Annotated in this window: 21 protein-coding genes; 5 read left to right on the forward strand and 16 right to left on the reverse strand. The window is 36.3% G+C overall.

Annotated elements, in window-relative coordinates:
• Positions 1-240 precede the first annotated feature (240 nt).
• The 16 genes from CWC17_RS05025 to galU all read right to left on the reverse strand — a co-directional run bounded on the left by CWC17_RS05025 (position 241) and on the right by galU (position 16,578).
• Entirely contained in the window at positions 241-936 is a 696-nt protein-coding gene (locus tag CWC17_RS05025) for a VpsP family polysaccharide biosynthesis protein (protein ID WP_138612258.1), read from the reverse strand.
• A complete protein-coding gene (locus CWC17_RS05030) occupies positions 929-1,657 on the reverse strand; it encodes a tyrosine-protein phosphatase (RefSeq protein ID WP_138612259.1) in 729 nt (242 codons plus the stop codon). The genes CWC17_RS05025 and CWC17_RS05030 overlap by 8 nt, the downstream gene beginning before the upstream one ends.
• 13 nt (positions 1,658-1,670) lie before the next feature.
• Positions 1,671-3,875, reverse strand: coding sequence for a GumC family protein (locus CWC17_RS05035; RefSeq protein WP_138612260.1), 2,205 nt, complete (start codon positions 3,873-3,875; stop codon positions 1,671-1,673).
• Between the two features lie 22 nt (positions 3,876-3,897).
• Entirely contained in the window at positions 3,898-4,416 is a 519-nt protein-coding gene (locus CWC17_RS05040) for a polysaccharide biosynthesis/export family protein (protein ID WP_138612261.1), read from the reverse strand.
• Positions 4,416-5,630 carry an outer membrane beta-barrel protein gene (locus CWC17_RS05045; RefSeq protein WP_138612262.1) on the reverse strand — a complete coding sequence of 405 codons (1,215 nt, stop codon included), beginning with the start codon at positions 5,628-5,630 and terminating at the stop codon, positions 4,416-4,418. Before CWC17_RS05045 ends, CWC17_RS05040 begins: the two co-directional genes overlap by 1 nt.
• On the reverse strand, positions 5,614-7,017 hold the full coding sequence (locus CWC17_RS05050; RefSeq protein ID WP_138612263.1) for an undecaprenyl-phosphate glucose phosphotransferase: 1,404 nt from the start codon (positions 7,015-7,017) through the stop codon (positions 5,614-5,616). The genes CWC17_RS05045 and CWC17_RS05050 overlap by 17 nt, the downstream gene beginning before the upstream one ends.
• Positions 7,018-7,240: 223 nt before the next feature.
• Positions 7,241-7,639, reverse strand: coding sequence for a 3-phosphoshikimate 1-carboxyvinyltransferase (locus CWC17_RS05055; protein WP_138612264.1), 399 nt, complete (start codon positions 7,637-7,639; stop codon positions 7,241-7,243).
• Between the two features lie 362 nt (positions 7,640-8,001).
• On the reverse strand, positions 8,002-9,048 hold the full coding sequence (locus tag CWC17_RS05060; RefSeq protein ID WP_138612265.1) for an acyltransferase family protein: 1,047 nt from the start codon (positions 9,046-9,048) through the stop codon (positions 8,002-8,004).
• 11 nt (positions 9,049-9,059) lie between these two features.
• Positions 9,060-10,967 carry a hypothetical protein gene (locus CWC17_RS05065; RefSeq protein WP_138612266.1) on the reverse strand — a complete coding sequence of 636 codons (1,908 nt, stop codon included), beginning with the start codon at positions 10,965-10,967 and terminating at the stop codon, positions 9,060-9,062.
• The gene (locus CWC17_RS05070; RefSeq protein ID WP_138612267.1) at positions 10,964-12,136 is read right to left on the reverse strand and encodes an O-antigen ligase family protein; all 1,173 of its coding nucleotides are present in this window, start codon (positions 12,134-12,136) and stop codon (positions 10,964-10,966) included. Before CWC17_RS05070 ends, CWC17_RS05065 begins: the two co-directional genes overlap by 4 nt.
• Positions 12,129-13,307, reverse strand: coding sequence for a hypothetical protein (locus tag CWC17_RS05075; protein WP_138612268.1), 1,179 nt, complete (start codon positions 13,305-13,307; stop codon positions 12,129-12,131). Before CWC17_RS05075 ends, CWC17_RS05070 begins: the two co-directional genes overlap by 8 nt.
• Positions 13,297-13,803, reverse strand: a complete 507-nt coding sequence (locus CWC17_RS05080) for a glycosyltransferase (RefSeq protein WP_138612269.1) — start codon at positions 13,801-13,803, stop codon at positions 13,297-13,299. Before CWC17_RS05080 ends, CWC17_RS05075 begins: the two co-directional genes overlap by 11 nt.
• Positions 13,803-14,255 carry a glycosyltransferase family protein gene (locus tag CWC17_RS05085; RefSeq protein WP_138612270.1) on the reverse strand — a complete coding sequence of 151 codons (453 nt, stop codon included), beginning with the start codon at positions 14,253-14,255 and terminating at the stop codon, positions 13,803-13,805. Before CWC17_RS05085 ends, CWC17_RS05080 begins: the two co-directional genes overlap by 1 nt.
• Entirely contained in the window at positions 14,248-14,673 is a 426-nt protein-coding gene (locus CWC17_RS05090; RefSeq protein ID WP_138612271.1) for an acyltransferase, read from the reverse strand. Before CWC17_RS05090 ends, CWC17_RS05085 begins: the two co-directional genes overlap by 8 nt.
• A complete protein-coding gene (locus CWC17_RS05095) occupies positions 14,670-15,497 on the reverse strand; it encodes a glycosyltransferase family 2 protein (RefSeq protein ID WP_138612272.1) in 828 nt (275 codons plus the stop codon). The genes CWC17_RS05090 and CWC17_RS05095 overlap by 4 nt, the downstream gene beginning before the upstream one ends.
• A gap of 172 nt (positions 15,498-15,669) precedes the next feature.
• Positions 15,670-16,578 (reverse strand): UTP--glucose-1-phosphate uridylyltransferase GalU, encoded by a 909-nt coding sequence (gene galU / locus CWC17_RS05100; RefSeq protein ID WP_138612273.1) that lies wholly within the window; start codon positions 16,576-16,578, stop codon positions 15,670-15,672.
• A gap of 296 nt (positions 16,579-16,874) precedes the next feature.
• Here galU and CWC17_RS05105 point away from each other — a divergent pair, with 296 nt between their 5' ends.
• The 5 genes from CWC17_RS05105 (at position 16,875) to CWC17_RS05125 (ending at position 22,344) form a co-directional block, all read left to right on the forward strand.
• Positions 16,875-17,531, forward strand: coding sequence for a transglutaminase-like cysteine peptidase (locus CWC17_RS05105; protein WP_138542569.1), 657 nt, complete (start codon positions 16,875-16,877; stop codon positions 17,529-17,531).
• A gap of 25 nt (positions 17,532-17,556) precedes the next feature.
• Entirely contained in the window at positions 17,557-19,557 is a 2,001-nt protein-coding gene (locus CWC17_RS05110; protein ID WP_138612274.1) for a bifunctional diguanylate cyclase/phosphodiesterase, read from the forward strand.
• Between the two features lie 23 nt (positions 19,558-19,580).
• Positions 19,581-20,132, forward strand: coding sequence for a hypothetical protein (locus CWC17_RS05115; RefSeq protein WP_138612275.1), 552 nt, complete (start codon positions 19,581-19,583; stop codon positions 20,130-20,132).
• Positions 20,133-20,238: 106 nt separating this feature from the next.
• Positions 20,239-21,546 carry an O-antigen ligase family protein gene (locus CWC17_RS05120; protein ID WP_138612276.1) on the forward strand — a complete coding sequence of 436 codons (1,308 nt, stop codon included), beginning with the start codon at positions 20,239-20,241 and terminating at the stop codon, positions 21,544-21,546.
• A 426-nt stretch (positions 21,547-21,972) separates the two neighbouring features.
• Positions 21,973-22,344 carry a GxxExxY protein gene (locus CWC17_RS05125; RefSeq protein WP_138542565.1) on the forward strand — a complete coding sequence of 124 codons (372 nt, stop codon included), beginning with the start codon at positions 21,973-21,975 and terminating at the stop codon, positions 22,342-22,344.
• Positions 22,345-22,510: the final 166 nt, after the last annotated feature.

Genomic DNA, 22,510 nt, shown 5'->3' on the forward strand with positions numbered 1-22,510 from the left:
TAGGTAATTTTTCACAAAGAGCTTAAGAGACGCTCCGCTTTAGAGGGTTGAAGAACAAAGTTATTAAGCAGCTTGGCCAATGGCTTCTCATTTGCTTCTTTGTGCACATGATCTTTTAAAAAGAAGCTATGCTTTTAACGTGAGAAGCAACGCTCTAAAGTAAATACACGCAATTTCACTTTACTCACGGTGGTGAGGTTAAATAACTAATAGCTGAAATATTTTCCTAAACAAGAAAACCTATTTACAGTACTTTTTAAACATCCAGTTATTTCTGGCAGATTCAAATTGTGCACCAAACTGAAGAGACAAACATAAAGTAGGGAGTGTATCTGTTTGCTTAGCTATCTCAAACGCACGTGAAAATTTATAACCATGTTTGGCTGCAAGGCTAAGCTCGCTAACATACAAAGCTTTATATTTTGGAGGGAGTTGCTGCCAGTTAACAAGCGCTATTTCAATAACACCTAAATGAACATCTATTTTATAAGGGCCTACTTTTTTAGCCTGCTGAATATAACCAAACACACGATCGCTTGGCCCGTCTTGGTAACTTGTTACTTTAGCTAAGTCTATCCATGTTTCGGCCCACGACGTTCTGTACTTTAACGAATTTAGAAGAGATGACTCTACTTGCTTATATACTTTAGGAGCGCTTTCAACGTTTACATTATTTTTAGTTAGGCTAAGCATTTTTATATACGCACTTAGCTGCCAATAATGCGCTTGGAGAGGCTCAAGTTGTGTGGCGAGTGTTATTGCATCGTTTGCCAAGCTAAGCTCTTGAGGTGTTAGTAAATCACTTGGCTGTTTTAGCGTATTTAATGCATTAAAATACCACGCATTAGCGCGCATACTTTGTATGCTTTCATAACTTATAAATAAAGTAATAATTGCAAGCAATGTAATTTGAGTTAGCCTTTTTAAATTACTCATCAAACAAAGACTCTGTTAAACGCTGTGGATTGTTAACAAACAAGTTATGTGCTTCTGGCTCACCTATTAAATCGGTAACGAGTCTTTTTGCATTACTTAATAATGGAGGCCTGCGTTTGACTGAATGGGCATCGCTTGCAACATAACTAACCAAGCCCTTTTGTAGCATATCGATACTAATTGCTTTAGCAGTATCGCCCCACGCCCCTTCTATGCTTGAGGCTGTTAGCTGAAAATCACAACCTAACTGTTTTAAACGCTCAATATAAAATGGGTTTGCTTGGATATCTCTGTTGCGTTCGGGGTGAGGAATTATCGCTTTTATATTTTGCTTAGATAGCCAATTTATAAACTTATCATAGCCTTGCGGTACGTGGGAATGCGGTAACTCTAACAACAAATAATTAACCGAATCTAACGCACCAATAAAAGGTAACTGCCCTGCCATAACCATCGCCATTAATTCAATGTCGAGCCTAACCTCTGCAGCTACCGCAAGCTTTAAATCAATACCTGCATTTAAAGCCTCTCGCTTTAAAACCTCAATGTCATTATTAAGTGCTTTTGCTGAGTTATTAAATCGGCCTATATGAATATGTGGCGTTGCCACCATGTGTGTTATTCCATCACTTTGCGCCATTTTTAAAAGCGCTAAAGACTCGCTTAAATCTTTAGCGCCATCGTCAATGCCTGGCAAAATATGAGAGTGGATATCAAACATAAATTTTTAGCAATTAAGAGGTAGGTTGCTCGGGTTTTTGCGAGTAATCGTAATAATCGTAATAACCATGGCTATGCTCATCTTTACTTTTACTCATATCAACTTTATTTAGCACAATACCGGCAACATGCGCTTTAGACTCAAATAAACGCTCTATACCGGCTTTTATTGGTTTAATACGTGTAACGTCCGATTTAACTACATAAATTACCGAATCAGCACTTTGTGAAATAACAAGTGCATCACTCACTGCTTGAGTAGGCGGCGTATCAATAATAATATGATCGTACTTAGTTTTTAGCACATCGAGCACTTCGTTAAAGCGCGAGCTTGATAGCAGTTCTAACGGGTTACTAGGAATTTGCCCACTAGGCATAATAGCAACACCCGATTGCCCATCAACATGCACACACTCACTAAACTGCTCGGTGCCTATAATTAAATTACTAAGCCCAGGGTGAAATACCGGTATATCAAAACGCTTTGCTATACTTGGTTTACGCAAATCGGCATCAATAAGTAATACTTTACCCATCTGCGCAAGCGACATTGCTAAATTAGCAGAGGTAGTTGTTTTACCCTCCCCCGGCGAGCTGGATGTAACTGCAATAACTTTATGGTCGCGCTCTAACTGAGTTAACAATAAACTAGTACGGAATGTACGCACAGACTCTGCAAAACGTCTGTAGTTATCGTCAAGGTAAGCATGTATTGGGAATACACTCTTTTTAGGCATAGGCACATTAGGTAATAAACCTAACATACGCTGAGCGAGCTTCCCCTCAACATCGTTTTTAGTTTTAACGGTATCGTTTAACGCATCAAATATAAAGCTCATTACAACTGCAAAACCAAAACTTGCAACAAATGCCAAAATAACAATAAGTTTTTTATTTGGTTTAGCTGGGTCTTTAGGTGCGTAGGCACGGTCGGTAAATCGTGCAGCAGCAGAACTAAAGTCGCTTGTTACCTCGGTTTCTTTTGAGCGAGATAAAAACGTATTAAATATATTACGGTTAGTTTCAACTTCACGTTTTAGTTGGTTATATTTGGTTTCTTTACGGGTAATATCTTGATATTCAGCGCGTATTTTAGCCAAGTCACGCTCAAGCGCACTAACAGTTCGTGTTATTCGGTTTAGCTCTTTTTCAATACCGGTAATAAGGCCTTTAATTTGTTTATTTAAGTTACTTTTTACGGTAGCAAGCTCTGCTTTAGCAGAAATTATTTTAGGGTGCTTAGGGCCATATACTTCGCTTAAATCACTTAGCTTACGCTCGACTAATATAACCTCTCGCTTGACATCTTGTATTACTCTATGAGAGGTAATTTCAGGCATGCTGCCTAATAACTCTAAGTTATTATTACCATATTCACTAATTACACGGTTAATGCTTTCTAGGTTGTTTTTTTCGTTTCGTGCTTCTACTAATTGCTGTGATATTTGCTCAAGCTCTTGCGTAGCAAGGCCCGCTATCCCTTCAATATCAACTAGTTTTTGCTGCTCTCGGTAAGCCTGTAGGCGTACTTCAGAGTCATCTAACTGAACACGCAGTTGTGACAAACGCGTGTTTAGCCAGCTAGATGCTTGTTGCGTAATGCCCATTTTTGCACGCATTTGGCTTTCTATATAAACTTCCCCCACAGTATTAGCAACAATTGCCGCTAACTTCGCGTCGCTTGATTCAAAGCTCACTTTAACTAACTGTGTTTTACGAATAGGCGAAACAGAAAGGCGAGACTTAAACTCAGCTAGTAAACCTAACATTTCACGCTCAGCTTGCTCTTCAGCAGAATATACAGTGGCTTCTTTTTTGTTTAAAAAAGGCAAGTAAGATTTTATAGCCTCTTTAACTTCACTAATAGCCGAGGGTTTAGCAGTAAAATCTTTATGGTTTTTTAAATCAAGTTTTGTAATCACTTCGCGAGCAATACTGTCAGATTTTATAACCTCAAACTGAGTTAGGTAATACTCTTTTTGATTTGAGTCTAAGCCGTATATCTCCTCAAAACTAACAGCTTTTGCTTGCTCTGCTTCAATTAACAAAGTAGCCGTTGCTACATACTTAGGCACTAAAGTAAGGGTAACCATAATAGTTAATAAAGTAACCACGGTTGCAAAACCTAAAATACGCCACTTTGCCCGCTTTAGCACATTGAGGTAGGCACTAAAGTCAATTATTTCTTCATTATTTACGTTATCGTTTATTTGGTTCATTAAATACTGCCTTGTAAACTGCTTAAAACAAGCGTTGTTCAATTTTTATAGTATCGCCCGCTGCAATTTGGCTATTTAAACTACCTTTTTGTTGCTGCTGTTTGGTTTGCTCTTTAAAAATATAAATTTTATCGGTAGATGCGCGCTCGGTTAAACCGCCAGCAAGGGCTATTGCTTGGTTCACTGTCATTGCGGGTTGGTAAGGGTAAGCGCCAGGGTTTTCAACCTCGCCATGTATATAAAAAGGGCGGTATTCTATAACTTGTACATACACATTGGGGTTTACTAAATAATCGGGCTTTAAACCTTCGGTTATAACTTGCTCAACTTCTGAGGTGTTTAAACCTGCAAGTTTAACTTTACCTAAAAATGGGTAGTTAACCTCACCACTGTTACCTAATAAAGCGGTAACTTCTAAATCTGGCTGGCCAAATACTTTAATTTCAACCTTATCACCTGCGCCTAACACATAATTTTGCGCAGATTGAGCAAAACAAATGCTGCTAAATACAAGCAGCATTAAACTAAAAAAATACTTCATTAATTAGCCTTTAACGCAAAAGTAAAGTTAACACCTACAATTACACGGTCAAACTCAATAGCATTCACTGTAGAGCTTTTATCCATAAAATCTACATAGGTAGAAACCATGCCAAAACTGCTAGCTACATAATTTAAACCTAAACGTAAATTTTTAGTTTTATCTTTACGGCCAACGTCACCAGTATACTGCTCGTCAATATAATTAACGCTTGCAAGCGAACTTAAATAATCGCTCCAGCTGTGGGTCCAATTAACACCATAAACGCTTTCTTTAATGTAATCGCCCTGTACTAATGGGTCTTTTGCTGAGCGACTAGTCATAAATTGCACGGTAGAGTAGCTAAGTGGCTGCCAGTTAATAGCTGCCTCCCAACTTAAACCACTAAAGTTTTTACGTTCACTCGAGTCAAAATCTTTATTCTGGTAACCCACTTTAAACGTACCAGAAGTAACCGCTGTTGCCTCCCACTCCATACCTGCAAGTACTTTTATATCGTCGCTATCACGCGATACACCACTACTGGCTAAAACATCATAACGGTAGTTTTCTTGTTTAATTTCTAAAAAGGTGCGTGTTGCGGCTTGGGTATTGTAATAACCTGTTATCCCTATTAACGATTTATCATAATCACGATACTGCGATACTTCTCTAAAACTTTGATACTTTTTACTAAAAAAGCCGGCGCTTAACGCCACTTGCGCTTTTGAGCTTTGCGCACCGTATTCGTAAAGCGCTAACACATTTTGTTGTTGGTACTTTACAAGTTCGTTAACAACATCACCTAAGCCTTCAGTTAAACCACTGCCACGAGGTTCATATAACCAATCGGCATCGCCTTTAATATCTAACCTATGCTGGCTGGTAAACTCTTTATGTACACCTGCGCCTATATTTACCTGAGTAAAGTTATCTGTAGCATCTTTATTGTGTAATGAGCTGCTGGTCCCTAAGTCTAGGTTATAGCTATCCGGCCCATCCTCAATTACCGCTTTAACATTTGGAGTTATAGTCCAAATTAATCGCGACTCTTCATCGTTCGGGGTGCTAAAAAAGTTACTATTACTACTGATACCAGTTTGTAACGTAGGGGTGATTTCGGCACCATCTTTAGTCATAACGCTACCTGGTTTTAAATTAGCAGCAGCAGGCGCAGCTATCATAGCGATCAATAAAGCGCTAAGTGGTACAAGTTTTTTAGTATGCATTTGCATTTTTAAATCCCTTAAAAATTGTCATAAAAATAATTTTTACATCAAACCACAACGACCAATGTTTAATATAATGTAAGTCAAACTCAACACGTTTTTCCATTTTGTCTAAGGTATCGGTTTCGCCGCGCCAGCCATTAATTTGTGCCCAACCGGTAATACCTGGTTTAGCTTTATGGCGTAACATATAAAACTCAACCTTTTTACGGTATTCCTCATTATGGGCAACAGCGTGCGGCCTGGGCCCAACAATCGACATATCGCCTTTTAAAACATTTATAAATTGCGGTAATTCATCAAGGCTAGTGCGGCGTAAAAAGCCACCAAGCGGAGTAATACGCGCATCATTCTTTTTAGCTTGTGTTACCACATTACTATTTTCAGTAACCGTCATTGATCGAAACTTCCATACCTTAATTTTGCGCCCATCAAGGCCGTACCTATCTTGTTTAAAAATAACAGGCCCTTTAGATGTAAATTTAACAGCAAATGCAATGGCAATTAAAATAGGTGAGATCAACATTAAAATGATACTAGCAACTATTACATCCTCGGTACGCTTTATAAATTCTCGCGCTCCAATAAATGGCGATTCAAACACGCTTAATGTATCAAGCTCGCCAACATGCTCTATTCGGGCGTGTATTAGGTTAGATACTAAAAAGTCAGGAATTATATGTACATCAACTGTGGTATCACCTAACTGCAGTAGTATATCTGCTATGCGTTTATCTGCTTTCATAGGTAGGGCAATATATAAAACACTTATTTCAGCATTACGTGCAGCATCAACCGCATCTTGAATTTTACCTGCTACATCATGCTTTGTTGCATTTTCAAATAAACGTTCTGGTTGTCGGTCGTCATAAAAACCTAAAAACTTGAAACCTAGCTCGTCATTTTTAGTAATTTCATTATACAAATGCACGGCCGACTCGGTTGCACCAACAATGGCAACATTACGTAAGTTCATACCAAGCTTGCGCTTATTACGCTTAAACATATGTGCGCCTAAACGCCAGCCATACATAAATGCAAAGCTTAATAAAAACCACAAACCTAAACCTATGCGCGAAAGATCTTCTGTGAACTTAAACGCAAACGATACACAAAATAAAACAGCAAAGGCTACAAACAAAGAGCCCCAAGCACATAAAACCATGGTTCTAAATTTACCAGCTCGCCAAGAGCGATAAGCCGAAAATATTTCAGCGCAATACAAAAAGCTTAACGCAACGGTTAATGCAGCGACCATGTATGTAGGTGAGAGTTCAAAACTATAAAAAACAGCAGAACATTGAAAGGCCAAAAATAGTGCAAAAATATCGAACAAACGATAAAAATTTGCATCAGACGAACCATTAGGTTTAAACGTCCTTGAAGATGTCATACTATGTATCCCTATAGATATCTTAATAAGTGAACTAAGCTCCACAAAACTGTGCGGCAAATGTTACAGCATCATACTAACGTATTCAATATTAAGGTTAGTTTAATATATAACAATATTATGCAAAATATTTTTAAGTAGCGAGGTTGTTACATAAAACAAAACAAATATAAACTTATAAAAACTTGGGTAAACATTTATAAACAATATCGTAACCTAACTTTTATTTAAACAGTTCCTTAAACCACGACCACACGCCAAATGAGTAGTCGCTAAATATATCAATTCCTAAAGCCGATTTAACTAAATAAGCAACCAATAGTAATATGCTAATAACCATAAAGCTAAATAGTGATACAGTTATTGCTTGAGATACAGCGGCTATCTTTTTTTCTTTTTCGCTCAGCTCTCGCCTGTTTCGCCCCGCTAGTACTACAAAGTAATACCTATATTTAAAAAATTTAATTACCCCCCGGTAATCTACTGTATGCTTGCCCCATTGCCTTGCGCCTATCGCCACTTTTAAATGAGCTAGCTGCTCCTCTGTAAAAGTATCTTGTATATTTTTTGGTATTCTGTTGAGCAAGCTTCGCACAGCATGATCATTACGTATTGAAGACAATTGTAATATCCTAAACCTATGTTAATTGACTGCTTTTAGTCAAATCATTAAATAAGAACAATAGTTTAGGGATGTTTTTTAACAAAGAAAAGTTAAAATCAGTAGAAAATGTAAGCAGCACAGTGAAAAAATACTCAATCCAAATGTTCAAATTTAACTCCCTAAGGATAAAAAATGAGATTATTATCGGGTAGAGTAATACCTTCTACGTCCACAAATTTAAATAAATATAATAACATTAAAGCTTATGTAGCTTTATTTCTTCAAATAGTACTACTATTAAAGCTCTGGTCTAGTGAGTGTTTATTCATCTTTACATTAAATTAAGGTCCCTATAATCATTAGTAAAGAAGAGTACTGGTTCAATAGCCAATAATATATTTACTCTTATCATTGAGTAACTTTTTCAAGAATATCGCAATCAGCATACTGAGTATCACAAACGTAAGCGATAGAGCAATGAAATATACCCACTGAAAAAACACCGTATCAGGGGTTGGTAGTTTTAAGTTTCTAAATATAAAGATTAGATAAGGATGTATGAAGAACACTGCAAAACTTGTACTCGCAAGATTGTCGAAAAATAAATTACTTTTTGAGTACTTTTCTAGCAATGAGAAGAAAAAGAAAGAGAGAAACAACTTTTGCAGAAACATCAGATCGATGCCGCCAAATTCAAAAAATGGCTTATGGTAGCTCCCTACATCACCTAAATAGGTCTGAACCAGTGTGAAACTAATTGATAATAAAAACAACAGCCAAAATCGATTACCTTGAAAAGTGTTTAGCAAAGATTCTCTATACTGGGATACCACAGCACCAATTAGATAAATTGGGAAAAAAAACACGACTGAATGCAAGTGGTTCATATTATCGACAGGTCTATGAATAAAAATTGACACGCATGAAAGAACAAGAATGAGTGACACCTTAAATTTAAAATCTTTTTTAAGTATAAGAACCACTAATGGCGAGAGTAAAAATAAGAGTAACGCAAAAGGGATATACCAATAGGCAGTCATAAAGCGGCCTGTTACTTCATATTTAAGAAAAGGTACCATAAACTGTGATATAGCTCCTTCTGAGTGAGGCAGAAAATAGCCATCAGAAATTGGGTTAGATACATATATATATAAGCAGATTGGGATGATCGACAATAATAGATATGGCCATACCAGTTTTGAAGCTCTGGAGAAATAAAATTTAGAAAAAGTAAACTTTTTTAAAAATACAACTTCAAAAAGAAAGCCTGAAATGAAAACAAAGAGAATGGTACCACCAGATAACAGATTTCTAAAAAACACTTCCCAAAAACTATCTAAAGCGACACCTGAAACATCGAAAGAATGACCGAAGACGATAAACATAATGGCGATCGCACGGAAATTATTAATTGAATTATAAAACAAACTATGACCTTTTAAATTGGTTCAATTTCAATATTACTAATCTTCCCTGAAAAGCCAGATTTACCTGAGGAAAATCTTAAGCGGCCAAACTCAGGCTTACAAATAGGTACCCTACTATAAAAAACTCCCGTATCATTGATACTCTTATGGAAATCGCCAATATTGATATAGGCTGATCCTTCATTCACTTGAACTTCGTATTCAAGTAAATATATAGGATACTGTAACTTCGTTTTAATAAAATAATCTCCAGTAACTAAGAAATCATCAGCTTCATAATTCTCAACGGTTACATTATTAGGCCAAATATTGTCACCTAACTCTTCCACGCTATATTGGTCAAAATTAGTTTCAGATAGTATCGGTTTTAAAGAAATAGATTGCATCGCACCAGTAAACATTGTTTGCGTACTTACTACAGAAACCATATCCTCTGTAGGCTCACAAACAATTGCTACAAAAGAATTATCTCCCTCTTTTGTAATTGGTATGCTTGAATCTCCGATGTTAAAAATTGGGGTACCCGATTCTATCTCGGCATCAAAACTGACACGGTATAAAACATAGTTTAAATCCCTGTTATTATAGCTCCCGCCAATAATAGAGTAAGGCTCTGTCATATCAGCAACGATATCTCCATCATTCCATATATTGTTGCCACTTGGGTTTATAGAAGAAGACATACCGGGAGTTTGAGGAGTTATCTCTATAGAAAATTGCACTAACCAGTTGTGCAGCGGCTGCTGATCCACAGAAGAAATTAATGTCGACGTATCTCTGATATTAGTCACTGGGGTTTTCTGGTTTGCAGTGTTATACCTGTCATCCAAGGTAAAGCCACTGTCTATCTTTCCCCCCACCTCCAGTGTGGTATTGAACTCAAGCGTTAACGTATCACCTTGAACTGATACTTGAGGAATGTATTCTATATTATTTGGAGAAATATACTTTAGACCGTAACCTGGTGCTTCTGGCAAAGTTTGAGTATCAACAGTTAAATCCCCCTCTGGAACATGTAATTTCACAAAGGCTTTATTATTTTCTATTTTTAAAGATTCAGGTTGTAGTGGTTTCCATTTTTTATTGGATTCAAATGTAGAAAAGATTGCTTTTGCAAAATACTCTCCTTGTAAAATATACCCTTTTGTATTTAAGTGGGTTCTTTCATCAGGTCTGTTAAAGTAATTTCTATTAAGAAAGTACTTTGGCATCACTAGAGAGACGGTTTCGTTATCGTTTGCAAATTCCCACAATGAAAGAGCAATATCATGCCCATAACTAACGCCGGTTTGATCCACGAATAATATAGGATTGCGGGTTTTAGAAGAGGTAGTTTGTACTTTATTTTGGTAAGCATTATATAACTTACCAAGTTTTTGTTTATAGTCCTGTAAATTAGAATTTGCGTTAGATTCACCATGTATCCAAGTAATAAAAGGAACATTAAAACTTTCACCACTTTGAGCAGCTAACCTTTCCCCTGCTCTTAGCATTGTGAGCCCATTTTCAAATGGTTCAGTACCATATTCAAGTTTACTTATCTTTTGCCCTCCACGACCATGGGGAGCATAAACAAACTTAGGAAAAGGTTTGTTTTCAAGAGAATATAAATACTCTAACATTTTGAACATTGAGTATGCATGTGTTTGTCTAGTCACATCTTTCAAAGGTTCCAAAAACCTTACGTCACTTTCTACTAACCTTTGATAATATCGAGGCGCAATAGTCCTTACACCGTTGAACAAAAATACTTTGTTAGCATTAACTTCATGAGGGAAAATTATCGGATTCAAGTCTATATCGGTATGACCGACACTTAATGACTGACCTGATGCTAAAACTAAATTATAATCATCAATAGCGGCTAGGCTATTAGATGAACTAAAAAGAAGTAAAAATAAAATTAAATAGCGTCTCATTTTTCTTTACTTAAAACCATATAAATCACTGGTATTATAGAGTAGCCAGCTACACCGGATAAAAACGAGGCCTCAAACAAAGAGGTAATAACAATATAAACAGCCATCGAGTTACCCAATCTATTCTTGCATTTTACAACGAGATTATAGCCAAGAATTGCAGTTATACATAACATGCCACCAAGACCGAGACTAAAAAAAGCTTGTAAGACTAAGTTATGCGCATGAGCAGGTGTATAGCCAATAATATCTTCTAGCATTGGCAAGGCCAAAGATGTTACTCCGATACCATAGCCAGTAAAAGGTTTGTCAAGTGCCATATCAAATACAGCTGGCCAGATATATGTTCTCCCAGTGAATGTGAGAACTTCTTCAGGATCACCGTGACGGGATACATGTTCAAGGAAACCATAGAAATCAAATGCTGCATATATTATTAATAAAGAGGTAAAAATTACACCTGATAAAATCACAAATAAAATAAACTTATTTCTTTTGTATAAAAATAAAGAAGAAAAAACAAATGATATAAAAGCGGTCTTACTATCGCTTAATAGTAAAGCAATTAAAGACAAGCCAAATGCAACAATAAAAAAAGACTTAGAGATAATGTTCTTGTTAAATGCATGTAACAAGAACAAGCAATATACAGCACAAAATCCCCCCATTGCATTCGATGTAGAGAAAACCCCACTCATACGCGGGCTCACAAATAAAACATCATTTAACCAATAAATATGTCTCCCCAAGTCGGGTAATGCCAAATAATAAAAGTATGAGAAACAAACAACTACGAAGAATGACAAAGAAATTGAATACAGGAGAAAGTTATCGCCAAACCTACTTTTTACATACTTAAAATATAAATAAAAGGCGGCATAAGAAAGCACTACAACAAAGCTACGAAAAGGAAGCATTGAAAAAGGAAGCATCAAAATAGCTAAGAGAATAAAGGCAACAAATAACAACTCATGATTGTTAGACACCCTAAAACCAAATTTATAAAAATATATAAATGCGATTAAAATGCCTCCTCCCCATGCCATAAGTCTTAAAACGATTTGAAAATCGACACTATCACTTCCATATTCGCGTATTCTAAAAACAAATAAAGAAAAGATAATAAAAATTGAAAAAAGAAATAAGTTAAAGAGCCTTACCCTATTCATTGTCGACTCCTTTCAAAACAATCAAATAATAAGTTATCGCCAAAAACAGCCACCCCAAAAAAATAGAAAATGATGGTGAAATTTGTACATGAAGAAATAAATTCAATAATAAAAGAGATGACACACCTAAGCCTGATAATAGGTATAGCGAATTCATCTTTTTATACATATTTTTTTTCACGAGCAGCATTTCAATACTTCTAGAGCAGGATAAGCAAGTAAGGATACCTGCCCAGAACAGTAGATCACCAAGCTTAGGAACAGCCTGTTCGGCATACACAACTGGAAATAAATAAACAGCTATTAAAAGACAAATAGATGAGGAAACTAAAGAAATCAGCATATATTTTTTGAACAAACTCTTTACAAATGTATGTGCTTTATCTTTTAAACTGGCGAGTTTCCTTTGATCAACAGCCTCCAGTGACTTAATCAAAATTTGTACTGGTTGAAACACAGAGCGAGCAATGAACAGTACAGAAGAAATTGTTGCAGGATATAAAGCCGATACTAACAAAAACGGGGAATGTACGAGTAATAATTGAGAGATGGATTGCACATTTCGATTTAATAAATGTCGTGTGTCACGAAACCAAAAAAAAATGTCTAACTTCTGCTCACCCTTGTTTGCTTTTTTAAATGTGATGAAAAGCGTGATTACAATTAATTCTAGTGCAAATAAACATAAATAGGTGTTTATCAAAAGCTCTATAGATAAACCACTAAACAATAAAGAAGCTGCAAAAGTAGATACCAAAACAACAGATACCAAAGCAGGTAAAAAGTACAGTTTACTTACCATAAGTAGATATCTAAATGATTCATGTATAAATAAAAAAGCGAATAAAGCTGGAGCTAGTAGCCACTGCCCCTGATATGAAAATGCAAAATAGGTGCAAATAAAAATCAACACTAAAAAAAGCGCTAATAGGAAAAATGAGCAACTCAGAAACTCAATTATCCTGATTTTACTGCTCTTATCTTCTTTTAAATTAAAAGGAATAAGTACAATTGTTCTTTGAAAAGATAAGAAAACTAATGCCAGTGTCATAGCAACACCAAACATGACTACTGACTCATTCCCTTCATACTTAAGTAAAAGAAACGTAATTAAAAAATTAGCACCCGAAGACAATAACGAGTCAATCAATAAAGATAATTTATACTTCATCATCTATCATTTTTTTAATATATATACCAAGGCTCTCTGTATCTTTCTCTTTTTCAGTCGTGAAGAAGTCATTCGTCTCGCTTAGTTTCTCGATTTCCTCGAAAGCCTGTTCTAAGTCTTCTATATCACGGCACACTCTCATTAAGCTCGTTGATGATGTCAATGCCTCAAATCTTGAAATAGTATCGAGTTGGTGATCATTTCTGTGCTCACCAAACTTAGCTAATCTAGGTACAACAATAAGCTTTTTATTTAATTCCAAACATTGAATAATGGTTCCCATACCGGCGTGAGCAATTACAATATCGCACCAATCTAGTTTCGCCTTGTACTCATTCGAACTTAAAAAATCAATCACTTGAATACCATCATAAGTATTCGAATCTTCACCAACCTGAGCAAAAACATCCAAACTTAGTGATTTATTAATATCGCTGATAGCCTCGATCAGACGTTTAAAAGGTAATTGCGCACCCACACTTACAAGCACTTTCATTATATAACTCGACCCTTGTATTCAACATTATCACCAGCTAAATCTGGCCATTGGGTTAATGTTTTATGTGCAAATTTCTTTGCCATTCGTCCCGAAGCGGATAATTGTTTTGTATTAGCAATACTATCTACCCACATGGTTTTTCTAAGTAATAGTCGGCCTATTACGATAGAAATTAACCCAGGCATTGCGCCTGTGGTTACTATCCATTTAGGTTTATGCCTTAAGACAAGTTTTAACATCTGGAAAGCGATAATTGGTGACCGGATTAATGTGTCTCTTGACACATCCTCAATTAGGTTTTCGTTCTCAAAAGAAGGTGTATCGTGCGCATTTACTTTCGTTCGCACAAATAAAATGTCATTAGAATCAAAGTTAGCTTGTTTCATGATTCTGCTCAATTGCACATAGTGACCACCCGTAGATGCAATTGCTATGAGCTTCTTACTCATTAATTAATATTCCTAAAGCTTTCGTTTTAATATTTGTACGAATTACGACTGCAGGATTTCCTGCGACAATTGTCCCTGAACTTACATCCTTTGTCACAACAGCTCCTGCCGCAACAATACAGGAATCGCCCAAAGTAACTCCTGGCATTATGATTGAGTTACCACCAATGAAACAATTTTCACCTATTCTCACGTCTTTATGAATGTCTCGGCACATATCATGGGTGAGAATTACCGACCCAAATGCAATATAAGTACCCGCACCTATATGAACACCTTTTGGGTTTGTTTTATCTAGCTTCGCTTTCAATGAAATTCTAACGCTTTTATGTATATTCATTTTATAAAAATGGATATACCAAAGCGTAATAATAGATAGTATAAAATGTCGTACATAGACGTGTATGAATCTTTTCATATTCTCGTACTCTCGTCCCTTTCCCATTTAATTGTCTTTAATTTTTTAATTTGCAACTTCGCACGGAATGTCGCTATTGAAATGACCGTCGCATAAACTAAAAACTTAAACAACGCTTTCTCTTTGATAGCTATTTTAAACAAAGAAGAAAAACTATTACTGCCAGTTGTCGGTGAAGTAAACTTCTTCTTCAATTCCATATTGCCTAATTTACTTCTCGTTTTGATTTTAATAAGTGACCAAATTGTTCTTGGACTCATTACGACAGAATAGCAAGAAGGAATTGTTGTCAAGTTAGCTGAACCTAAAGTTCCCTTAACATAGCCATCATCAGCGATAACTTGTGGGAACTTCCCTAACATAGCACGGGCCTTTGGAGAAATAAGATATGCACCGGAATTAACCATACCAACTCGATAAGCTGGAGTGAGTTTCAAAAAACCGTAGTACATGTCTGTTAACAAGCTACCATCTTGAACTATTTTTGTGTTTGGAGAGGCAAATAAATACTGTTCGTTTGCAATAAACCTTAAAATACTTCTGATACTTTCCGTGCTTATGATCACATCAGCATCTTGAACAAGCACATGTTCAAACTGAGCAATTTCAAGCCCTTTATTTATAGCTAATATTTTTGAGCCAGTATCAAGCTCGACCACTTTAAATGAAGGAAATTTAGCTCTAACGAACTCGGCTGTATTATCAACACAGCCATTCGGCAAGACAATTACCTCAATCTCCAAACTCGAAAAATTCGTTAATTCGGATAACGTCCTTTCAATACATTTTTCTTCATTGTATGCAGGTATTATTATCGTTAACATTTTTTACCTTAAAGATAGAATCGAAAAATATTTTAAAAATTATACTATTACTACTGATAAGTTATACTCTAAAAAATATCGACCTCTATGTAGGGGTTGATATTTTATGATACAGTCTATTAACCATAGTAAGTTAATTCAGCTCAAATTAAGCATGTAGTTAAATTAGACTCTATTCATCATACTTTCCGTTTTTTAAAAGAAGCTTAACTTCGTGCAAAAATTTTTTACCCAAGTCACTTGACTGCATTGCGTATTCTACATTTGCGAGCATATAACCTAGTTTAGATCCACAGTCGTGAGATTTACCTTTAAGGTGATAAGCCTCGAGTGTTTCTAAATGGCGTAGTTGTAGCAAGGCATCGGTAAGCTGTATTTCACCGCCCGTACCTGGTGGAGTGTATTCTAATAAGTCCCAGATAGTGGGCGATACAACATAACGACCAGTTATGGCTAAATTGCTTGGTGCTTCATCGTTATTTGGTTTTTCGACCATGTTTTTAATGGTCGCGTTTTCGCCAGCGCTAATTTTTTTACCCGCTAAATCGGCCACCCCATATTGATGTACTGACTCTTGTGGTACGGGCTCTACCATTACTTGGTTATAGCCTGTTTGATCAAAACGGCTGATCATTTCACTTAAGTTATCGGTTTTTAAGTTTGATTTGTATTTATCAATAATTACATCGGGGAGCATTACGGCAAACGGGTTGTTACCCACTATAGGGCGCGCAGCAAGAACTGCATGGCCTAAACCCAGTGGTGCTGATTGGCGAACAGAAATTACGGTAACGTCTTTTGGTACTATTGAGCGCACTTCTTCTAATAGGCTGCGCTTAACGCGTGTCTCTAGGGTGGCTTCTAGCTCAAAGCTGGTATCAAAGTGATTTTCTATTGAATTTTTAGAGGCATGAGTAACAAGTACTATTTCTTTAATGCCTGCGGCTACGGCTTCGTTAACTACATATTGAATAAGCGGTTTGTCTACCAAGGGTAGCATTTCTTTAGGAATGGCTTTTGTGGCTGGCAACATGCGCGTACCTAATCCAGCAACAGGTAATACTGCTTTTAAAACTTTCACTTTAATTCCTTTCATTATTTTTTGTAAACAACGAAAAAGGCTAGTTTAAAAGCTAAATTCCTTTTTACGTGTATCACATGCCGTGTGAGGTTATTATTATACACAACACAATTGTGTACTCAATAAATAAAGCATCCTTTTAGATTGTTTTTTTGTTAATTTTTTATTAATAAAATTAGCGTTTAGCGCACTGTTTTAGTGCTTCTCATGCTTTTATATGATCTACCTTTTTAATGCTAACAATACTATACTAGACTTGTTTTATTATTAGGGAATACTTACTTAAAGGAACGTGTGTGCGTTTAGGGCTTTGTATAGTATTAGTGGTTTCGTTTTTTGTATGCGCGCAAGACATGCTTATGTATTTACGCAACAGCGATATAATTGCCCGTGCGCAAAAACAATATGGTAGCGAAGGCCATGCACGTATAAAAAACTGGTTAAATTTTATAGATGAGTCTGCTGATAAAAGTGAATGGCAAAAAATTCATTTAGTTAATAAGTTTTTTAATAAGCATATTAAATATAAAACCGACGAAGACCTATGGCAGCAAAAAGACTATTGGGCTACCCCGCTCGAGAGTTTAGGAATTGGCATGGGTGACTGCGAAGACTACGTAATTGCTAAATATTTTACTTTAATGGCCTTGGGCGTTCCTGAGGATAAAATACGATTAATGTATGTTAGGCAAAAAACGGTTAATCAACCCCACATGGTGCTTATATACATTGAAAACCCAAACCAAATCCCTTATGTTTTAGGTAATTTTAATACTAAACTACTACCTGCTAATAAACGCCGCGATTTAACCCCCATTTATAGTTTTAATGGCCAAGGTTTATGGTTAGCTAAATCGAAAGGCCTTGGTAATAAAGTAAAAAATAGCCGTGGTGTGTCTGCTTGGAACACGATGCTAGAGCGAATTGAGCAAGGTGAGCTTGCTCCCATATAGAATAACGTTAAAGGAATTATTAGTTATGTCGTCTTTTTTTAAAAATGGCTTGAGCTTAAAAACCCAAATTTATGGACTGATTATTGTTATTTCGGTTATTTCGTTTTTTGTACGAATAATTACCGATGTAGACACCACACGCCAGTATTTACAAACGCAAATGGCTAGCCACGCTCAAGACACCGCCACGAGTTTAGGGCTTTCTATTTCGCCTTACCTTGAAGACGACAGCATAATGATTGCGCAAACAATGGCAACGGCTATTTTTGACTCGGGTTATTATAAGCAAATAAAATTTACTAACGCTGAAAACCAGGTGGTTTTTGACCTTATAAACCCTAAACGTGTTGAGTCGGTACCTAATTGGTTTATAAGCACCGTTAAGCTTAACACCCCAACTATGCAATCTGAGTTAAATAATGGTTGGATAATGGCCGGCATGCTTGAAGTAACAAGCCACGTTGGGCAATCGTATTTAACGCTTTGGGAGCATACCAAGCGTAGCTTATATGGATCGTTTTTATTATTAGTAGCGTCGCTGGCAGTGGCATTTTTAATACTGCGAGCTGTGTTTAAACCATTAAAAGCGGTAGAAGACCAAGCACATTTAGTGACCCGTAAACGCTTTACTTTAAATAACGAAATACCGGTTGCCCGCGAACTGCGCACCGTTACTAAAGCCATTAACAATATGGTTATGAACCTGCAAAGTACGTTTGATTCGCTCACTAAGCAAACACAAGCCCTTACTGAGGAAGTTTACATAGACCCTTTAACCGGTTTGGGTAATCGTAAGTCGTTTGATAACCATTTTAACTCGGTAGTCGACTCTATTAGTGATGAGGCACCCATTACGGCCATGATGATTACCCTACCCTCGCTTGCAAACATTAATAAAACAGTAAGCTACCAAGATGGCGATGAACATGTAAACGAAGTGGCAAATATACTTAAAACTATTTTTGGTGAGCTGACAAACGCAAAAGTATTTAGATTAAATGGTAGCACCTTTATTGCCCTTGCTCCTTACGATAGTGAGTTTTTAAATAGAACACGCCTAGAAATTACTGATGCATTTAGCCAACATAAAAATAGCTTACATGTAAATGGCTTTGCTAACTTTGCGTTAGTAAGTGTTGATAAGGGCATGCCTGTTGGTAATGTGCTATCGGCTTTAGATACAGGCTGTACAATTGGCGATACAAACACCAAGGTAGATAAAAACACTTTATTTAGCGTTAATCAGTGGCGCTCGCTTATTCAGTCTATTTTAGCCTCTGGCGAGGTGAGTTTTTCGGTGCAACCTGTAAAACGTGCTAGCTCGCAAAACAAACAATGTTATTTTGAGGTGTTTGCTCATTTTATTTTTGAAGGTGAAAAAGTTAATAACGGGCATTTATTTGCTATGGCCGAAAAACTTAACTTAACCGAAGAGCTTGATAAAAAAATAATACGTAATTTTGTAAATGTTAAAGAGCAACACCCAAACGACGTATTTGCGCTTAACTTAAGCAAGGCATCTTTATATTCTACTGATTTTATTGAATGGTTAACGCTTTATTCGCATACCAAACCAGTTATAAAAACTAACTTGTTATTTGAATTGCACGAAATTAGTTTGCTTTATAATGTTCACATTGCCTCGCAACATATAGATATAATTAAAGATATAGGCATAAATGTGTGTATTGAGCATTTTGGTACTAGTCTTACCTCGTTTAGATACTTACAAGGGCTAGACATTGAGTATGTAAAAATAGATGGTAGCTACATACAAGACTTACTGGATAACAACCAAAGCAAATTTTTTATTCAAACAGTTAATAATATTTGCCACGGTTTTGGCATTAAAGTTTTAGCGTGTTTAATAGAAAAACCTGAAACATTAAAGGTACTTGAAAGCTTAGGGTGTGATGGCGTACAAGGTAATTTAATTATGCCGCCTTCTAAAGTTATTAAAACTAATAATAATGGTGCAAATAAAGAGTTTACTTTTTGCGCCGATACGCTAAAATTTTGTAATTAGATAATCTCTTAAAGGGACACAAGATGAAATCACTTATACTTGCTAGTTTATTTGCTAGCGCATCGGCGCTTACGGTTTTACCTGCTTTTGCACAAACGGATACAGACGCGGTAGTGCAAACCGAAAGTTTAGACTCTCTAATTGCTATTTTAAACAACGCCACTGCAGATACTCCATCAGATGAGTTGCAGCAAGAGCTTGTTACTGCAATCGAGCAACTTTGCCAAAACACCGGCCCTATTGATTTAGACTCACCTATTGCTAACGGTACTTGTTCTCCTGAGCAGTTAGATGCGATTATGAATGCTGTTATAGCAGCCATAGGCGCAGACAGCGCTTTTATTTCTGACTTTTTAGCTGCACTTGTTGCTGCAGGCGTGGATAGCGATGCTGTTACATTGGCGGCAATTACTGCTGGCGTTGATGCGACTATTGCATCAGAAGCAACTGCTGCGGGTCCTACTGAGCCTACAGCCCCTGCTGGCCCTGTTATTGTTACCCTACCTACAACAACTGTACCGCAAGGTGCTGGCGGTACTGGTGGTGATGCGGGTATTTCTGAAGTTGGCAACTAAATAATTATTAGTTTTATAATACAAACGCAGCCTAATGGCTGCGTTTTTACTTTAAACACTTTGTTTAAATACGCTGTTTAATTTTTAGCTTGATTTTGAGAAAGCTGTGAATCGTTTTATATTTTTTTTGCTGTGTGCAATTGTTTTTTTGCTGCCTCTACCTTTAGGTAGCTACCGCCCTTGGGCTATTATGGCTATGGGTATTTTAATTTGTATTACCTTTTTAATGCATTTGGTAAATAGCGCTGTTAATAATCAAAAAACTTACCCCCCGCGTTATTCATATCCGGTTTTTATAACTTTGCTATTGGTGTGCGCTACCTGTATTTTACAATTTTACACCGTAAGCTTAGACCCCTTTCAAACAAAGCAAATGCTGTTAAAAACAAGCTTTATGCTACTTTTTTGCTGGCTTATTTTTATTTATTGCGACAATAGTGAGCGAATAAAAAAACTTATTTATACCATTATTGCTGCAGGGGTTTTTCAGGCTTTGTATGCCACGTACCTAAACCTCTCGCCAGATATGCTCAGCCCTATTTTTGGGTATAAACATACGCAGCGCGCTATAGGCACATTTACTTACTCTAATTTTTTAGCTAATTATTTAGCGCTGTGTTTATGTTTAGGCATAGGTGTATTAGTTAGTGAACTTAAGCGAGGCAGCCATGCAAATGACCTTACATTTAAACAAACATTGCGCGCCTGGACAGAAATACTACTAAGCTCAAAAATTATTTTGCGTATATCGTTAATTATTATAATTATTGCGCTAATTTTAACGCGCAGCCGAATGGGTAATTCCGCCTTTTTTATTGCATTAATGGTTGTTAGTTTATTAGCTTTGTTTGTTTATAATAAAAAGCCTAAAGCGTTTAAATTACTTATTGTTAGTTTTTTTATAATTGATTTGATCATCATTGGTGCAATATTTGATGTTGAAAAAGTAAAACAACGCATTAGTGAAACCAGTATTCAGTCAGAAACTCGTGATGAAGTTGTTCGTGATTCAATCCCGTTAATACTCGATAAGCCTTTATTAGGCTCTGGTGGTGGTACGTTTTACACTGCGTTCCCTGCGTATCAGTCAGAGCCGTATTCGGGCTATTACGATAATGCCCATAACGATTACATTCAATTTGCTGTAGAGCTAGGCATACCTGTAGCATCATCTTTAGGAGCGCTTATATTATATTGCTTATGGTTGTGCGTTCAAACCATGCGTAAACGTAAAACCGCGCTGTTTCAGGGGGTGGCTTTTGGCTGTGCTATCGCTATTGTGGATATGCTGTTGCATTCGTCGGTAGATTATTCGCTCCAAGCAGGCGCTAACTCAATGCTGTTTATGGTTATTTTATGTTTGGCGATTTTAAGTAATAAAATAGTTGTTAAACGAGGGCGTGATTTTAAATAGCTATTTTTAAAATATTTGCACAAAGAGGTTTAGAGACGCTGCGCTTTAGAGTAGTGATAAATAAAATGCCAGGATTGGTTATGTCTTCTAATTCGCTTCTCTTTGTGCAATTAGCTTAAGTTACTTTTCCACAAAGAAGTTTTCAGACGCTACGCTTTAGAGTCGTAATTAACAAAGTCCAAAATGTCTGGATCGTTTTTGTCTTCTCATTTACTCCTCACTCCCTTCACTTTGTGCAATTAGATTTAGTTTATTTTCACAAAGAGGTTTAGAGACACTCCGCTTTTAGAGTAGTGATAAAACAAAGTAAAATATTTTCATCGGTTTCGTTTTCTCATTTACTCTTCATTTCCTTCTCTTTGTGCAATTAATCTTTTATTGTCTATGATATAAAATCAATGCGCTTAAAGTTTTATAAGGATATATATGGATATTAATAAATTGACACATGCTGTGATTGGTTGTGCTATAGAGGTACATAAAACTTTAGGGCCAGGTTTGTTAGAGTCGACTTATGAAGCCTGTTTAATATATGAATTAAGTGAATTAGGTCTAACGTCGAAGAGTCAACATGACTTACCTGTTTATTACAAAGACACACATATTAATGCTGGCTACAGGTTAGATATTTTGTTGCCCAATAAATTAATAATCGAGCTTAAATCTGTAGAAAAGTTATTACCGATTCATTCGGCACAATTAATAACCTATATGAAACTTGCAAATGTTAGTGCTGGCCTTTTAATCAACTTTAATACTATAAAATTAATTGACGGTATAAAAAGATTTAATTTTTAAGCTATTTCATTTGCTGTTTCTCTATTTAGCTTCACTCTCAAAAGACTAATTTTTAAACATTACTCACAAAGAGGCTTGGAGACGCTGCGCTTTAGAGGGGTTCTAAAAATTGATTAAAAACCTGTTTTTATATTTTAACCTTCTCATTTACTCCTCTTAAGCTTCT

The sequence above is a fragment of the Pseudoalteromonas sp. S3785 genome, from assembly GCF_005887365.1.
GTDB lineage: Bacteria > Pseudomonadota > Gammaproteobacteria > Enterobacterales > Alteromonadaceae > Pseudoalteromonas.

What these genes read in the sequence shown, in the direction of transcription:
- CWC17_RS05025 (WP_138612258.1), bottom strand. Translation starts at nt 936, where the DNA reads ATGAGTAATTTAAAAAGGCTAACTCAAATTACATTGCTTGCAATTATT.
- CWC17_RS05030 (WP_138612259.1), bottom strand. Translation starts at nt 1,657, where the DNA reads ATGTTTGATATCCACTCTCATATTTTGCCAGGCATTGACGATGGCGCT.
- CWC17_RS05035 (WP_138612260.1), bottom strand. Translation starts at nt 3,875, where the DNA reads ATGAACCAAATAAACGATAACGTAAATAATGAAGAAATAATTGACTTT.
- CWC17_RS05040 (WP_138612261.1), bottom strand. Translation starts at nt 4,416, where the DNA reads ATGAAGTATTTTTTTAGTTTAATGCTGCTTGTATTTAGCAGCATTTGT.
- CWC17_RS05045 (WP_138612262.1), bottom strand. Translation starts at nt 5,630, where the DNA reads ATGCAAATGCATACTAAAAAACTTGTACCACTTAGCGCTTTATTGATC.
- CWC17_RS05050 (WP_138612263.1), bottom strand. Translation starts at nt 7,017, where the DNA reads ATGACATCTTCAAGGACGTTTAAACCTAATGGTTCGTCTGATGCAAAT.
- CWC17_RS05065 (WP_138612266.1), bottom strand. Translation starts at nt 10,967, where the DNA reads ATGAGACGCTATTTAATTTTATTTTTACTTCTTTTTAGTTCATCTAAT.
- CWC17_RS05070 (WP_138612267.1), bottom strand. Translation starts at nt 12,136, where the DNA reads ATGAATAGGGTAAGGCTCTTTAACTTATTTCTTTTTTCAATTTTTATT.
- CWC17_RS05075 (WP_138612268.1), bottom strand. Translation starts at nt 13,307, where the DNA reads ATGAAGTATAAATTATCTTTATTGATTGACTCGTTATTGTCTTCGGGT.
- CWC17_RS05080 (WP_138612269.1), bottom strand. Translation starts at nt 13,803, where the DNA reads ATGAAAGTGCTTGTAAGTGTGGGTGCGCAATTACCTTTTAAACGTCTG.
- CWC17_RS05085 (WP_138612270.1), bottom strand. Translation starts at nt 14,255, where the DNA reads ATGAGTAAGAAGCTCATAGCAATTGCATCTACGGGTGGTCACTATGTG.
- CWC17_RS05090 (WP_138612271.1), bottom strand. Translation starts at nt 14,673, where the DNA reads ATGAAAAGATTCATACACGTCTATGTACGACATTTTATACTATCTATT.
- CWC17_RS05095 (WP_138612272.1), bottom strand. Translation starts at nt 15,497, where the DNA reads ATGTTAACGATAATAATACCTGCATACAATGAAGAAAAATGTATTGAA.
- CWC17_RS05110 (WP_138612274.1), top strand. Translation starts at nt 17,557, where the DNA reads ATGTCGTCTTTTTTTAAAAATGGCTTGAGCTTAAAAACCCAAATTTAT.
- CWC17_RS05115 (WP_138612275.1), top strand. Translation starts at nt 19,581, where the DNA reads ATGAAATCACTTATACTTGCTAGTTTATTTGCTAGCGCATCGGCGCTT.
- CWC17_RS05125 (WP_138542565.1), top strand. Translation starts at nt 21,973, where the DNA reads ATGGATATTAATAAATTGACACATGCTGTGATTGGTTGTGCTATAGAG.